At 70.9% G+C, this 14645-nt stretch carries 12 protein-coding genes, 1 pseudogene and 1 riboswitch; of the genes and pseudogenes, 9 read left to right on the top strand and 4 right to left on the bottom strand.

Annotated elements, in window-relative coordinates; all coding sequences use genetic code 11:
* The first annotated feature begins 73 nt into the window (after positions 1 to 73).
* Positions 74 to 1687, top strand: a complete 1614-nt coding sequence (locus ACQBAT_RS14260; RefSeq protein WP_427197709.1) for a YfcC family protein — start codon at positions 74 to 76, stop codon at positions 1685 to 1687.
* Positions 1617 to 2763 (top strand): annotated as a pseudogene (hutI, locus tag ACQBAT_RS14255) (imidazolonepropionase). The gene ACQBAT_RS14260 and the pseudogene hutI overlap by 71 nt, the downstream one beginning before the upstream one ends.
* A gap of 9 nt (positions 2764 to 2772) precedes the next feature.
* Here hutI and ACQBAT_RS14250 read toward each other — a convergent pair.
* Complete coding sequence (locus ACQBAT_RS14250) at positions 2773 to 3195, bottom strand: DoxX family protein (protein WP_420747919.1); 423 nt, start codon at positions 3193 to 3195, stop codon at positions 2773 to 2775.
* A gap of 160 nt (positions 3196 to 3355) precedes the next feature.
* Between ACQBAT_RS14250 and ACQBAT_RS14245 the strand changes: the two genes are divergently transcribed.
* The 7 genes from ACQBAT_RS14245 (at position 3356) to ACQBAT_RS14215 (ending at position 11319) form a co-directional block, all read left to right on the top strand.
* On the top strand, positions 3356 to 4813 hold the full coding sequence (locus ACQBAT_RS14245; RefSeq protein WP_420747920.1) for an MBL fold metallo-hydrolase RNA specificity domain-containing protein: 1458 nt from the start codon (positions 3356 to 3358) through the stop codon (positions 4811 to 4813).
* A gap of 132 nt (positions 4814 to 4945) precedes the next feature.
* Complete coding sequence (locus tag ACQBAT_RS14240; RefSeq protein ID WP_420747921.1) at positions 4946 to 6304, top strand: sensor histidine kinase; 1359 nt, start codon at positions 4946 to 4948, stop codon at positions 6302 to 6304.
* Positions 6305 to 6438: 134 nt separating this feature from the next.
* A complete protein-coding gene (locus ACQBAT_RS14235; protein ID WP_427197766.1) occupies positions 6439 to 7080 on the top strand; it encodes a response regulator in 642 nt (213 codons plus the stop codon).
* A gap of 95 nt (positions 7081 to 7175) precedes the next feature.
* A riboswitch (guanidine-III (ykkC-III) riboswitch) is annotated at positions 7176 to 7237 on the top strand.
* 48 nt (positions 7238 to 7285) lie between these two features.
* Positions 7286 to 7600 carry a DMT family transporter gene (locus ACQBAT_RS14230; RefSeq protein WP_420747978.1) on the top strand — a complete coding sequence of 105 codons (315 nt, stop codon included), beginning with the start codon at positions 7286 to 7288 and terminating at the stop codon, positions 7598 to 7600.
* Position 7601: 1 nt separating this feature from the next.
* On the top strand, positions 7602 to 7952 hold the full coding sequence (locus tag ACQBAT_RS14225) for a DMT family transporter (RefSeq protein WP_420747923.1): 351 nt from the start codon (positions 7602 to 7604) through the stop codon (positions 7950 to 7952).
* A gap of 92 nt (positions 7953 to 8044) precedes the next feature.
* A complete protein-coding gene (locus ACQBAT_RS14220) occupies positions 8045 to 8812 on the top strand; it encodes an ABC transporter ATP-binding protein (RefSeq protein ID WP_420747924.1) in 768 nt (255 codons plus the stop codon).
* Complete coding sequence (locus tag ACQBAT_RS14215; RefSeq protein ID WP_420747925.1) at positions 8812 to 11319, top strand: ABC transporter permease; 2508 nt, start codon at positions 8812 to 8814, stop codon at positions 11317 to 11319. Before ACQBAT_RS14220 ends, ACQBAT_RS14215 begins: the two co-directional genes overlap by 1 nt.
* A gap of 415 nt (positions 11320 to 11734) precedes the next feature.
* On the opposite strand, the gene ACQBAT_RS14210 is transcribed toward ACQBAT_RS14215, so the two are convergent.
* The 3 genes from ACQBAT_RS14210 to ACQBAT_RS14200 are packed head-to-tail and all read right to left on the bottom strand — an operon-like array spanning position 11735 to position 14601.
* Positions 11735 to 12637, bottom strand: a complete 903-nt coding sequence (locus ACQBAT_RS14210) for an alpha/beta hydrolase fold domain-containing protein (protein ID WP_420747926.1) — start codon at positions 12635 to 12637, stop codon at positions 11735 to 11737.
* Positions 12637 to 13467 (bottom strand): hypothetical protein, encoded by an 831-nt coding sequence (locus ACQBAT_RS14205; protein WP_420747927.1) that lies wholly within the window; start codon positions 13465 to 13467, stop codon positions 12637 to 12639. The genes ACQBAT_RS14210 and ACQBAT_RS14205 overlap by 1 nt, the downstream gene beginning before the upstream one ends.
* 42 nt (positions 13468 to 13509) lie before the next feature.
* Positions 13510 to 14601: an ATP-grasp fold amidoligase family protein gene (locus ACQBAT_RS14200; RefSeq protein ID WP_420747928.1), complete on the bottom strand. Its 1092-nt coding sequence runs from the start codon at positions 14599 to 14601 to the stop codon at positions 13510 to 13512.
* Positions 14602 to 14645: the final 44 nt, after the last annotated feature.

Raw genomic sequence — 14645 nt, 5'->3', positions numbered from 1 at the left:
TCCACCCGACACCTCTGAAGGGGACGCGGCCACCGGCGGCGACCCATGGCATACGGAACCGAAAAGAGACCCCATGACCGCAGCGACCGCCCAGGAACCTGAGCAGAAGCGCTTCGTCTTCCCGCACACCTACGCGATCATCCTCAGCATCGTCGCCCTGGCCGCGATCCTGACCTACATCATCCCCGCCGGTGAGTTCGAGACCGAGACCCGCGAGGTCAACGGCGTCGAGCGCACCCTGGTGGTGGACGGCACCTATCAGCAGGTCGAGCAGCAGCCGGTCAACGCCTTTGAGATGTTCCAGGCCATCCCCGCGGGCCTGGAGGCCGGCGCGCAGATCGTCTTCTACATCTTCCTGGTCGCCGGCGCCTTCGCCGTCATCCGCGAGACCGGCGCCATCGAGGGCCTGGTCAGCAAACTCATCGCGTTCTTCGGCAAGCGGGACCTGCTCCTCATCCCGGTGCTGATGACGACCTTCTCGGTCCTCGGTTTCACCGTTGGCCTCTCGGAGGAGGCGATCGTCTTCGTCCCGATCGTGATCGCGATCATGTATTCCTTCGGTTACGACCGCGTCACCGGCGCCGCGATCGTGATCATGGGTGCGGCGGCGGGCTTCTCCGGCGGCATGTTCAACCCCTTCACCGTCGGCGTCGCCCAGGGCATCGCTGAGGTGCAGCTCTTCTCCGGCTGGCAGTTCCGCCTGGTGCCCTACATCCTCTTCCTCACCGTCGCGATCCTGTTCGTCATGCGCTACGCCCGCAACGTGCGCAAGGACCCCGAACGCAGCGTCGTGGCCGAGCTGGAGAAGGAGCGTCAGGCCAGCTCGAAGGACGACGACTCCGACCTGAACCTGCGCAGCTTCACCTGGAAGCACGGCGTGGTCCTCAGCCTGCTCGTCGGCGCGATCGTGCTCAACATGTGGGGGATCTTCACCCACGACTGGTTCCTGACCGAGATGACGGCCGTCTTCATCATCCTGGGACTGATCGCCGGTTTCATCGGCGGCCTGGGCCTCAACGGCACCTTCGACGCCTACATCGAGGGCATGAAGGGCATCGTCTTCGGCGCGATCATCGTCGGCTTCGCCCGCGCCATCCTCGTGGTCCTCGAGGACGGCGTGATCATCCACTCGATCCTCAACTGGGCCTCCGGCATGCTCTCGGCCCTCCCCGGGACCGCTCATCGCGGTCTCGATGTTCTTCGTCCAGCTGATCCTGAACCTGTTCATCCCCTCCGGCTCCGGGCAGGCCGCGACGACCATGCCGATCATGGCGCCACTGGCCGACCTGGTCGGAATCGACCGGCAGGTCGCGGTGCTGGCCTTCCAGTACGGCGACGGGCTCAGCAACTCGATCATCCCCACCTCCGCCTCCCTGCTCGCCTCGCTGGCCATCGCCAACATCCCTTACGAGAAGTGGGTGAAGTTCCTCTGGCCGCTCATCCTGATCTGGGTGGTCATCGGTGCCTCGGCGGTGGTCGTCGCGCAGCTCATCGGGCTCACCTGATCCACGGCGCGGCGCTGGCGAGCGCGGCCGTCGGATACGGTCGCGTGCATGAGCATCCTCATCACCGGCATCGGCGAGCTCGTCACCTGCGACGACACCCTCGAGGGTGCCGTGACCGAACCCCTGCACGCCGGCCTGGGTGTGCTCCGCGACGCCGCAGTGGTCGTCGGTGGCGGTGGTGAGGACAGCGCGCCCGTCGTCGAGTGGATCGGCCTCGCCGACCAGGCGCCCGAGGCCGACTGGTCGATCGACCTCGACGGCCGCAGCGTCATCCCTGGCTTCGTGGACAGCCACAGCCACCTCGTCTTCGGCGGCGACCGCTCGGCGGAGTTCGCGGCTCGGATGTCCGGCACGCCCTACGACGGGGGCGGCATCGCGACCACCGTCGCCGCCACCCGCGCCGCCAGCGACAGCGAGCTGCGCGAGCTGATCCAGGGCCGGGTGCGCGAGATGCGTGCCCAGGGCACGACCACCGTGGAGATCAAGAGCGGCTATGGCCTGACCGTCGAGGACGAGGTTCGCGCGCTGCGGCTCGCCCGGGAGGTGACCCCCGAGGTCACCTATCTCGGTGCCCACGTCGTCCCGCCCGAGGCGAGGGAGCAGGGGTCGGCCGGGAGAGCGGCATACCTGGACCTGGTCTGCGGCGAGATGCTCCAGGCGCTGCGCGCCGCACGCCCGCTGGATCGACGTCTTCTGCGAGCCCGCAAGCCCGACGGCCTTCGACGGCGAGGAGTCACGGCGGGTGCTCGAGGCCGGACGCGAGGCCGGGCTGGAGCTACGCGTCCACGGCAACCAGCTCGGCGACGGCCCGGGCGTGCAGCTGGCCGTCGAGCTGGGGGCGGCCAGCGTGGACCACTGCACCTATCTCACCGACGCCGACGTCGAGGCGCTCGCCGGCAGCGACACCGTCGCCACCCTGCTGCCAGGGGTCGAGTTCTCCACGCGGCAGCCCTATCCCGACACCCGCCGGCTGATCGAGGCCGGCGTCCAGCTCGCGATCGCGACCGACTGCAATCCGGGCACCTGCTACTCCTCCTCGATGCCGATCATGATCGCGCTCGCCGTCCGCGAGATGGGGATGACGCCGGCCGAGGCGCTGCTCGCCGCCACCGTCGGCTCCGCGAAGTCCTTGCGCCGCAACGACATCGGCCGGGTGCAGGTGGGTCTGCGCGCCGACCTTGCCGTGGTCGATGCCCCCAGCTGGCTGCACATCCCCTACCGCGTGGGCGTCCCGACCGTGCGTGCGCTGGAGGTCTGAGCCGCGGGCTCAGGGGCGTCGCGCCGCGCCCAGCGCGATCCGGATGAGCGGCACCTGCAGCGGGAGCCGCAGCAGCGTCCCGACGAAGGTCGCCACGTGCGCAGGTCGCCTCGTGCGAGCCGCACGGCGCCCGTGGGACAGGCTCATCTGCGCGTTCGCCGGCCAGACCGCGACGAGCAGGGCGGTGCTGGCCGCTCCTGCCACCACTCGGGTGCGCGGGACCAGAAGTCCTGCGCCGCAAGCGATCTCGGCCACGCCGGAGGCCAGGACGAGCTCGCGATGGGCGGGCAGTGCTCGCGGCACGATCGGCTCGAAGACCTGGGGACGCACCAGGTGAAGCGTCCCGGAGACCAGGAAGGCGCTCGCGAGCACGACCTCTCCGCGGGAGGCACGGGTGACGGGGGCGGCGTGGCGAGGGCGTGGTCGGGGCATCCCCTCAGTCTCTCCCGGAAGACCGCCCGCCACCCGCTGAGCAGGTGACCCCGCCCGCACGGGTGGGTCGCGCCATACGGGCCTCCCCGTCGCGCGCCACCCCCTCCCGTATGCCGGTTCTCCCGTGGCGACCGCCCCTCACCTCTGGCAGGGTCGTGACATGGCGACCAGACCCGTGACCCTGACCTTCCTCGGCGCGAGCGGCACGGTGACCGGCTCGAAGTTCCTGGTGACGATCGGGGAGCGCAAGGTCCTCGTCGACGCCGGTGTCTTCCAGGGCGAGAAGGAGTGGCGGGCGCTGAACTGGGCAGACTTCCCGGTCGACCCGGCCACGATCGACGCCGTCGTGCTGACCCACGCCCACACCGACCACGTCTCCTACCTGCCCGCCCTGGTCCGCGACGGCTTCTCCGGCCCGGTCTGGGCCACCGAGGGCACCCGGCAGCTCGCCGAGATCGTGCTGCGCGACGCGGGCCGGCTGCAGGAGGAGCAGGCCGAGCAGGCCAAGCGGGAGGGCTGGTCCAAGCACGAGGAGCCCAAGCCGCTGTTCACCGTCGAGGATGTGGAGCGCACGCTGCCGCTCTTCCGCACGATCGACTTCGACGAGGATGTCGACCTGGGGGAGGGCCTCACCGGCCGCTGGACCCGGGCCGCGCACATCCTGGGCTCGGCCAGCGTGCGGCTGGAGCTGCCGGAGACCTCGGTCCTGTTCTCCGGCGATCTCGGCCGCCACGACCACCCGCTGCTCAAGCCGCGCGGGACCCCGCAGGGCGCGACCTACGTGCTGTGCGAGTCGACCTACGGCGACCGCGAGCACCCCGAGCCCGAGCTGGCCCACGAGCCGATGGCGCAGGCGATTTCTCGCACTATCGACCGCGGCGGCCTCGTCGTCATCCCCGCCTTTGCGATCGACCGCACCCAGGCCGTGCTGCGCGCGCTGGTGCAGCTGATGCGCGAGGACCGGATCCCACGCGTGCCGGTGGTCGTCGACTCACCGATGGCGCTGCGGGTGCTGGATGTCTATCGCGACGAGTCCCTCGGCGAGCTGCGCGAGGACATCACCGTGGACGACTTCACCGACCTGCCCCAGCTGATCGAGGCCCGCACCGGCGATGAGTCCCGCGCCCTCAACCGCCGCTTCGACCCGATGATCATCATCGCCTCCTCCGGCATGGCTGAGGGCGGCCGTGTCCTGCACCACCTCGCCCGGCTGCTGCCCGACAAGCGCAACTGCGTCATCCTCACCGGCTTCCAGGCCAAGGGCACCCGCGGCCGCGACCTCGAGGACGGCGCCCGCTCGGTGAAGATCAACGGCCACCACATCCGGGTCCGCGCCGAGATCGTGCGCAGCAACGAGTTCTCGGTCCACGGGGATGCGACCGACCTCATCGACTGGCTGCGCGACCTCGACCAGGAGCCGGAGACGGTCTTCATCGTGCACGGTGAGGAGGAGGTCGCCGAGGCGTTCGGCGACCGGATCGCCGACGAGTTGGACTGGACCGCGGTCGTGCCCCGCTACGGCGAGGTCGTCTCCCTCATCCCGGGCGCCGACGACCCGCCGGACCTCGACGTCGACCGGCCCGAGTCGCCGGATCGCGGCGAGGAGCCCAAGGAGTAGCGCCCGCCGCGCTGCCCAGGTGCGTCGCCGCACCCGGCCGGGCGACGTCATACCCCGGTATGACGCCACGCACCCACACCGGCGACCGCAGTCCGACGTGGCCGGCCGGCTCTGGCGCCTAAGGTCGTGGTCATGAATGCGCCTGACCCTGCCCCGCGACGGACCGGGCCCACCGCCTGGATCGCCCGCGGCGGACAGGCCTGGCGGGACCGCCCGTGGTTGCCCGACGCTGTCCTGGTCGGGGGACTGGCCCTCTGGCTGCTGATCACGACGGCGGCGCTCGGGCTGGGCGAGTTCGTGATCGGGGTGGTCCAGATCGCGCCGCTCTTCTGGCGGCGGCGGTACCCGCTGCCCGTCGCGGGAGTGGTCGCGACCGGCTGCCTCATGCAGGTGGCGCTGATGGAGAGCCCGCACCCGGCGAATATCGCCGTGCCCATCGCGATCTACAGTGCCGCGGCCTTCGGCACCCGCTTCGAGTCCCGCGCCGTGCTCGCGCTGGGGCTCCTCGGCGCGGTGGTCGCTGGCGTGAGCTGGACAGCGATGTGGGGGAGCCTGGGGCGAGTCCTGTTCGCGATCGGCTTCCAGACCATCTTCCTGGCGATGTTCGTCGGTGTGACCTGGGTGCTCGGCGATGTCGTCCGCCGTCGCAAGGCTGTGGTCAGCCGCCTCGAGGCCCAGAACCGCGCCCTCGCCCGCGACCAGGCGCAGCGCAGCCGCCTCGCCGCGCAGGACGAGCGCGCCGCGATCGCCCGCGAGATGCACGACGTGGTCGCCCACTCCCTCGCCGTGGTCGTGGTGCAGGCCGATGGTGCCCTGTATGCCGCTCGGACCGCTCTGGAGCAGCCGCCGGCGATCGGGGCGGACCGGGCTGCGCTCGAACGGGCTGCCCAGACGCTGGACACCCTGGCCCAGACCGCCCGCGCCTCGTTGTCCGAGACCCGACGGTTGGTGGGCGTCCTGCGCGAGGAGGGCGCCGGCGCTGAGTACTCCCCGCTCCAGGGCCTGGCCCACGTCGACGACCTCGTCCAGCGCGTCCGGGACTCCGGGCTGGCGGTCCGGCTGGCCGTGCGCGGTGAGGTGACCAACCTCAGCCGCGAGGTCGACCTCGCGGCATATCGCGTCGTGCAGGAGTCGCTGACCAACGCGCTCAAGCACGCCGGACCGGACGCGACCGTGGACGTCGATGTGCTCCGCACCCCGGCGGTGCTGCTGGTCCGGGTCACCGACGACGGCCAGGGACTCAACCCGGACTCGGACGGGGAGGGCAACGGCATCCTCGGCATGGCCGAGCGCGTGGAGGTCCTGGGCGGCACGGTGCACGCCGGCTCCAGGCCCGCCGGTGGCTGGGAGGTGGTGGCGAGCATCCCGGCGCGGATCACGGAGGACGAGGCTGGCTCGGGCGACCGGCTCGGGGGGCGGGGCAGCGCGCCGGAGCAGGGTCACGGCATACCCTCGACAGGACCCATGACCGCCCCAGGAGGCATCCGGTGAGCATGTCCGACCAGCACCTGTCCGACCCCGGCTCGTCCGACAGCAGGTCCGGCCAGCACGCGGCCGACCACCCGAGCGGGCCCACGCGGCTCTTCCTCGTCGACGACCAGGAACTGGTGCGCGCGGGGTTCCGGATGGTGCTGGACGCGCAGTCCGACATGACCGTGGTCGGCGAGGCTGCCGACGGCCTGGCGGCGTTGGAGGCGATCGAGGCGACCCGGCCGGATGTGGTGCTGATGGACATCCGGATGCCGCGGCTGGACGGGGTCGAGACGACGCGCCGGTTGATGGCGGCGGGTGCGGGGGAGCGGGGGGTGCGCGTCCTGGTGCTGACCACCTTCGACCTGGACGAATACGTCTTCGCCGCGCTCAAGGCCGGTGCCTCCGGCTTCCTGCTCAAGGACGCCGGCCCGGCCGAGTTGCTCGCGGCGATCCGCGCGGTGCACGCCGGAGATGCCGCGATGGCGCCGTCGACGACCCGGCGGATGCTGGAGCGCTTCGTGCCCGACCTGCCCGACGCCGGTGCCGAGAGCGCCGCTGCTACCGAACGTCGAGCTGCCGCCGCTCGGTTGGAGCCGCTGACCGACCGTGAGCGCGAGGTGCTCGAAGCCGTCGGTCGCGGGCTGACCAATAGCGAGATCGCGGCCGAGCTGTTCCTGGCCGAGGCGACCGTGAAGACCCACATCGGCCGCGTGCTGCACAAGCTCGGCCTGCGCGACCGGGTGCAGATGGTGATCACGGCGTACGAGACTGGGCTGGTCGGTCGGCCCGAGTAGGCCATGTCACGCAGGCCGGGACCGAGGAGGTCGCGACCCACCCGTCCACACCGACCTAGAGCGTTCCCGCCTGGGTCCGCCGCCCCGCTAGGCTGGCCCTGACGCGAGAGCGTCCCGGACGACGGTTCAGTACCCGGTGAAGACAAGACTGGCCACGCCATGTTGTCGACTCTGCGCCAGAACCTCGTCATCAGGAGTGATCGTCATCGACTGGGTCATCCTCATCGGCTCCGGCATCCTCGAAGCCGTCTGGGCCACCGCCCTCGGCGCCTCCAAGGGCCTACGCCGTCCCCTGCCCACCGCGATCTTCGTGATCGCCGCCATCCTGAGCATGTGGGGGCTCGCGGTCGCGATGCAGACCATCCCCACCGGCACCGCGTATGCCGTGTGGACCGCCACCGGCGCCAGCCTTACCGTGCTCTGGGCGATGCTGCGCGGCACCGAGCCGGCGACGCTGGTGCGGGTCCTGCTGCTCCTCGGCATCGTCACCTGCGTGGTTGGCCTGAAGCTGGTGGCCTGACGTGGGGTGGGCGATCCTGATGGTCAGCGCGGTGCTCGAAGCGGTCTGGGCGACCGCGCTCGGGGCCTCGGACGGCCTTACCCGGGTGGGCCCGACCGTGGTCTTCCTGGTGTTCTGCGTGCTCAGCCTGCTGGGTCTCGCGCAGGCGATGCGCACCATCCCGATCGGCACCGCGTATGCCGTGTGGACCGGTCTGGGCGCGGTCCTCACCGTGTCCTGGGCCGCCGCGACCGGGGCCGAGCCGCTCACGCCGTGGAAGGTGGTCTTCCTGCTCGGGATCATCGGCTGCGCGGCCGGGTTGAAGTTCACCACCGGCGCGAGCGTGCCTGGCCAGCGCACGCCGGTGGACTGAGCACACGTCAGACCTGGGTCTGATGCCGGGCGACGAAGGTGGCGACCGGTGGTGGACGTGGGGGGTGATCGGGCCCGCCTACCGTCGTGATCATGACGACGACTTCGGTGAGCACCGCCTCACGCAACACGGCCGAGCTGGCCGCCAGCGCCCTGGACCTGACCAAGACGTACGGGCGCGGGGAGACCGCCGTGCACGCCCTGCGCGAGGTGTCCGTGGGGATCGAGGCGGGGCGGTTCACCGCGATCATGGGCCCCAGCGGCTCGGGGAAGTCGACCCTCATGCACCTGCTCGCGGGTCTGGACAGCCCGACCGGTGGCCGCGTCTTCCTCGGTGACACCGAACTCACCTCGCTCAGCGACGGCCAGCTGACCAAGGTCCGGCGGCGTGCGGTGGGCTTCGTCTTCCAGGCCTTCAACCTGCTGCCCACCCTCACCGCCCGCCAGAACATCCGGCTGCCGCTCGACCTCGCCGGCACCAAGGTCGACCCTGCCTGGGAGCAGTTGATCGTCGACGGTCTCAGGCTGACCGAGCGCCTCGGCCACCGCCCCGGAGAGCTGTCCGGCGGTCAGCAGCAGCGCGTGGCGCTGGCTCGCGCCCTGGTGACCCGGCCCGAGGTGATCTTCGCCGATGAGCCGACCGGTGCGCTGGACTCCACGACCGGGGCCGAGGTGCTCGCGCTGCTGCGTCGCTCGGTGGACGAGTGGCGTCAGACAGTTGTCATGGTGACCCACGACGCCAACGCGGCTGCTGTCGCGGACCGGGTCATCCTGCTCGCCGACGGTCAGATCGCCGGCGACCTCGTCGAGCCGGACGCCGACGCCGTGCTGCAGGCCGTGCGTGAGTTGGGGCGCGCCTGATGGCCGCGGGGTGGATGCTGTCCGGGCTCGCCTCCCGGGGTCGGCGGCTGGTCGCGGCGGCGATCGCGATCGTGATCGGCACGGCCTTCCTGACGGCCAGCCTGGCGATGCTCGCGACGGCGCAGGCAGGGATCGAGGACCAGGTCGCGGCGGGGGTGCGCGATGCCGACCTCGTCGCGAGCCCGACGGACATGTGGTTAGGTGCCGCTGACCTGGATGCGGTGGCAGCGCTGCCGGAGACTGCGGAGGTCGATGCTCCCGCGATGGTCTATCTGTCGCAGGGAAACAGCTTCATCATCGGCGCGACGATGCCCCCGGCGGCGACCCTGGTCGAGGGGCAGCTGCCCACTGGTCCGCGGGAGATCGCGGTGACCGAGCAGACGGCTGAGGGCGGCACCGGCATCGGGGACACGCTGTCGCTGGAGCCGATGCCGGCGATCGATGCGTCGACCGGTGAACCGGTTGACGCGGCCGCAGACCCGGACCCGATCGAGGTGTCGGTGGTCGGCGTCGTGAACCCGGGAGAGCTAGGTCCGCTGAGCTACGGCCGGGGCTTCGTGGCGCCTGACGCGCTGCTGCGCGAGCTGGACCCAGGCCTGATGTACGACCAGCTCCTCATCCACACCGCTGACGGGGTCGGTGTCGACGCGGCCCGCTCGGCCGTCGCCACGGTGCTGCCGACCGCCCAGCTGCTGACCGGCCCCGAGGCGGCGCAGCAGGCGGTCGACCAGATGACGGGGGAGACGGCTGTGCTGTCGGCGATCCTGCTCGGCTTCGGCGCGGTCGCGTTGGTCACGGCGGCGATCGTCATCGCCAACACGTTCATGATCACGTTGGCGCAGCGGGCCGGTGAGCTCGCGCTGCTGCGGTGCGTGGGTGGGTCGCGGACACAGGTGCGCCGCCTGGTGCTGATCGAGGCGCTCCTGCTTGGCGTGGTCGCTTCGGCGATCGGGATCGGTGTGGGGATGGCCCTCGCTGCGGGTCTGTTGGCCTGGGCGCGCGCCGCTGAGATCGGGATCCCGCTGGGCACCTCGCTCAGCATCCCCGTCACGGCGATCGTGCTGCCGCTGATCGCGGGCACGGTGATCACGCTGCTCGCCGCGCTGGTGCCGGCGCACCGCGCCACCCGCGTCTCGCCGTTGGCCGCGCTGCGCCCCACCGGCGAGAGCTCGGAGCGAGCCCGCACCCCATGGTGGCGTGTCGGAGCAGGTGCCCTCGCCTTCGCCCTGGGCTGCGCCCTGATGGTGTATGCCGCCACCGGCCGGGACATGATGTCCGGCGTCCTCGGTGGCGTGGTGTCTTTCGCCGGTGTGCTGCTGATGGCGGTGGTCGTGGTCCCGTTGGCGGTGCGGACGTTGGGGCTGGGCGCACGGGCGGCGGGTGTCCCAGGCCGGTTGGCGGTGGACAACGCGGTGCGCAACCCCGGCCGGGCCGCGGCGACCAGCGCCGCGCTGCTCGTCGGCGTCACCCTGATCACGATGACCACGATCGGCGCCGCGACCGGCGAGCGGACGGCTCTCGGAGAGATCGATGACGCCTTCGCGGTGGACCTCGTGGCGACCGCTCCCAACGATGTCGCCCCGGACGACAGCACCCCGATCAGCGGGACCATCGACCGCGCCACGCTCGCGCAGGTGAGCGAGGTCGAGGGTGTGGAGGCTGCGCGTCTGGTGGAGACGGCATACCTCAGGCTCGGGCAGCAGGACTATCCGACGCTGGCGCTCGGGCTGGACCAGGGCAGCAGCGACGTGGTGCGCAGCGCCCCGCAGCTGGCCGAGCTGACGCCTGGCACCGTCGGGCTGAGCAACACCTTGCAGGCGATCCATGGGCTGAAGGTCGGTGACACAATCGAGGTCAGCGGGCCGGGCGGCAGCCGCGAGTTGACCGTCTTCGAGATGGGGATGGGCAACAACCTGGCCATGAACGCCGAGGACGTGCGCGCCCTGGGTGGTGACGAGGTCGGCCAGCAGGCGGTGCTGATCAAGGTGTCCGACGACACCCTCGGTTCGACGATGAGCGGGCTCAACGAGATCGCCGCCGGAGACGCGTCGCTGACGATCCAGGGCTCGGCCAGTGAGCGTGCCGTGATCACTCAGGTGCTCGACGTGCTGGTGCTGGTGACCACGGCGCTGCTGGGTGTGTCCGTGCTGATCGCGGTCGTCGGCATCGCCAACACGCTGTCGCTGTCGGTGATCGAGCGGCACCGGGAGCACGCGCTGCTCCGGGGCCTGGGGCTGACCCGCGGCCAGATGCGCTCGATGCTGCTGACCGAGGGCGTCCTGCTGGCGGTGGTGAGTGCCCTGATCGGGCTGGCGCTGGGACTGCTCTATGCCTGGCTGGGCGTGCAGACGGTGCTGCCGGATGGCACCGACGTGCGGCTCGGTATCCCGTGGGCCCGGCTGGGCCTGATCCTCGGCGTGGCGCTGTTGGCTGGGGTGCTGGCCAGCGTGCTGCCCGCGCGGCGCGCGGCCCGGGTCACCCCGGCGGAAGGACTCGCCACCGCCTGACGCGACACGAGACACCAACGCCTGCAGAGCCCACCGCGCTCATCAGGTCGCAGCAACAGCAAGGAGACGCCAGCTGGATCAGGACACGAACCAGGGCCGCCGCCACGCGGGACACGTGGCGCCGCCAGGCCCTTAGCCGCCGGGTCGGGACACCCGGCAGGCAGTCGGCAGGGACGGGACACCCGGCCGACCCCGACCGCCCGGTCGCGCCCCGCAGGGGAGCGCGCGACCGGGCGGTCGCACGCTCTTGGCCTGCCTAGGGCATGGGGCCACGGAGACGTGAGCTTGCCCCACCTGCTGGGGCAAGCTCAATCTGCCCCTCCTGGTGGGGCAAGCTCAATTCGCCCCACGTGGTGGGGCAAGCTCAATCTGCCCCGGCTGGTGGGGCAATCTCACGTCTCTCCGGAACCTCACATCACTGCTGGTCAGCGAGGTGGGTGCGCAGGAACGCGATTGCGTGGCCCCACAGTGGCTCGATCTCAGCGCCGAGGAAGACGTGTTCTGCGCCGGGCACGATCACGAGCTCGCTGAGGGCGCCCGCAGCCTGCGCAGCCGCGTGGAAGACCTGAGCCTCCTGCACCGGCGCCACGGAGTCCCGGTCCCCGTGCATCAGCAGCAGCGGCGGAGAATCCGAGCGCAGATGGGTCACCGGGGAGAGTCGGCGGGCGAGGTTCAGACGCCGCTGGCCAGACTCACCCGGCCACATCATCTCCATCAGTGCCGGGGTCCGGGTCAGGTCCGAGGCGCCGTACCACCACACGATGGCCCGCACATCGGCGCGTCCGCCACCCACGCCCAGATCCCCGAGCAGCGTGGGGTCGGGCTCCGGGTGGCTTCCCACCAGCCCAGCCATCGCCGCCAGGTGCGCGCCGGCAGAGTCGCCCAACAGCCCCACCCGATCGGGGTCGATCCGGAGTGCCTCGCCATAGCACCGCAGATAGCGGATCGCCGCGACCAGGTCGTGCACCGCGGCCTCGACCGGCGCCTCCCCGAGCAACCGGTGATCGGCAGTCGCCACCGCCAGGCCAGCATCGATCATCTCCTGGAACATCCGGTGCTGCCCCCACTGCAGGGGGACGTGCCGGCGGTCGCCGCTCACCCAACCGCCGCCGTGCACCCACAGCACGACCGGGGCGGCCTCAACACCCTCCGGGACGTGCACGTCGAGCACGAGGGGTCGGTAGCCATCCACCAACGCATAAGTCAGCCCGGTCCACGATCGAGCGCGCTGCAAGGGTGGGTAATCGAGCGGTGGGAAGTGCGTGATGGGTGGCCAGGGTCCGTCCTCGACGGGTGGACGGAGTTCGGTGATGTCCATCAGCTCACCTCCACCGTCACGATGGTCAAGTCGTCGTGCACCTTGCGGCCCCGATCCTGCAGCGCGGTCGCCTCGTCGACCTCGGCCTGCCGGACGGCATCCCGGATCTGCTCGGGATGACCGGCGACGCACGCGGCCACGAACTCGGCGAGGCTGTGCGTGCCCAGTAGGTCGAACGCACGCGTCGCCCCGTCCGACGCGGCGATCAGGTGCCTCAGCCCAGCTCGCGGGAGGGTCCGCACGAGGGCTTCGTCAGCCGCTGCCGGGTCATGGTGCACGCACCACCATCCGCCTGGTTGGTTCCGGGTCGCCTCGAGTGCGACTCGATGGTGGTGCCACCGACGCTCCGAGTCCACCGGTATGCCGCGACGCACGTCCTCTTGGATCCCCGTCTCGACGAGGGGCTGGAGCGCGTGGTCGATCCGATCGTCGGTGACGTGCTGGGCGGTCTCCCCGACGACCACGATCGAGGAATCGCACAGCGTCAGCAGTTCTACGTCATCGGTGCCCACACGCCAGGCGACCACCGTGCCGCTGGGGGAGCCAGCGCCCAGGTCGCAATCAGGGCCGTGGGCAGCGGCGACCCGCGTGATGGTCTCCCGTAGCGCTTCCCGCATCCCGCGAGAGTGAGCCTCACCCCTCGCCTCGCTCAGCCGCTCACCGAAGGTCCGGGCCACCTGCTGGGCGAACCACGCCACGGAGTGTGTGCACCCAGCGCGCTGCTCCTTGGGCAGGCCAGCGCCATCGACAAGCACCACGACACCGTCGCCGACCCACACGGCATCCTCGTTGTCCCGGTCCTCCGCTGCGGGGCTCGTCAGAACCCTCATGCCCCAGTGTCCAGAACCCTCATGCCCCGGTGTCCAGAACCCTCATGTGCCGGTGCCCAGCATGACCTCGGCCTTCGGTGTGTGGACCGGGTGCTCACCCACGACCAGCCCATACGGCTGGTCTGAGCGCAGTGCCTGGGCCAACCGGGTCGCGGCATGCTCGAACTTCCTGCCCAGGAACTCATCGTGCTTGGCGGTGTACCGCTGCCCGCCGCCCGGCATCAGCGTCAGCTCGCCGAAGACGATGCTCTCGGGCAGGTCATAGAGGTCGACCCGGATGAAGGGCAGCGGCATTGCTCGCGAGAGCTGTTCGGCGATCGCGACCAGCTCGGGCAGCCGCGCCGGCACCGGGACCTTCGGGTCCACGGGATTGGTTTTGCTGACGGCTCCAAGGTCCTGACCGGCTCGATCCAGGTACCGCCACTTCGCCGATCCCCGATGGCCGTGCCTGGCCATGTCGCGTAGCAGGACGTGGCCCACCTCGCCGTAGAAGGCGTGGATCTTGATGTCGACCGGTAACCGGTCGCACTCACCGGTGTCCAGGACCTCCTCGACGAAGAAGGGCGGAAGCACCCGGCCGATCTCGTGGCGGCTCCTCAGCTTGTCCATGACCTGGTCGCGCGAGACGCGCCGCCCGCCGCCGATCAGCCGGAAGCCGTCCCCGTCACGCTCAAGCAGAAAGACGCCATTGCTCGCCGACCCCGCATCGCTCTTGAGGACGAAGCGCTCGGGCAGGTCGTCCCACTCGATCGCCGCCAGGGAGGCGAAGGCGTGGCTGATCCTCGGAACTCGGACGCCGTGGCTCTCCGCCAACCGGTACATCGCGAGCTTCCGGTTCATCCCGACCCGAACGTCCCCGCCCTCGGCCCCCGCGGCCCACCCGGCGAGGACCTCCCGCTGGTAGGCCGAGTACTGCGACAGGAAACTGGGTCGCCGGGCCCGTTGCTGGAGCAGGTCCTCCACCCGCGAATCGTCGCCGAAGTGCTGCACATCCTGGTCCAGGCGGGCGATTTGTCCCTCCTGTTTGCCGAGCCGATCCTGCTGGGCCTCGATCTGTGAGCGGAGGTCCTCGATCTCCTGGCCGAGTCGGTCGATCCGTTGGTCGCGGCGGGCGACCGGTGGGAGCGCGCGCACCAGACGCCGCGCGCCGCGCCTCGCGAGCCCACGGGGACCGCTCG

The sequence above is a fragment of the Ornithinimicrobium pulveris genome (genome assembly GCF_050261105.1).
Lineage (GTDB): Bacteria > Actinomycetota > Actinomycetes > Actinomycetales > Dermatophilaceae > Ornithinicoccus.
The sequence above is the reverse complement of the archived record's forward strand: the minus strand, read 5'-3'. Positions and strand labels throughout refer to the sequence as shown.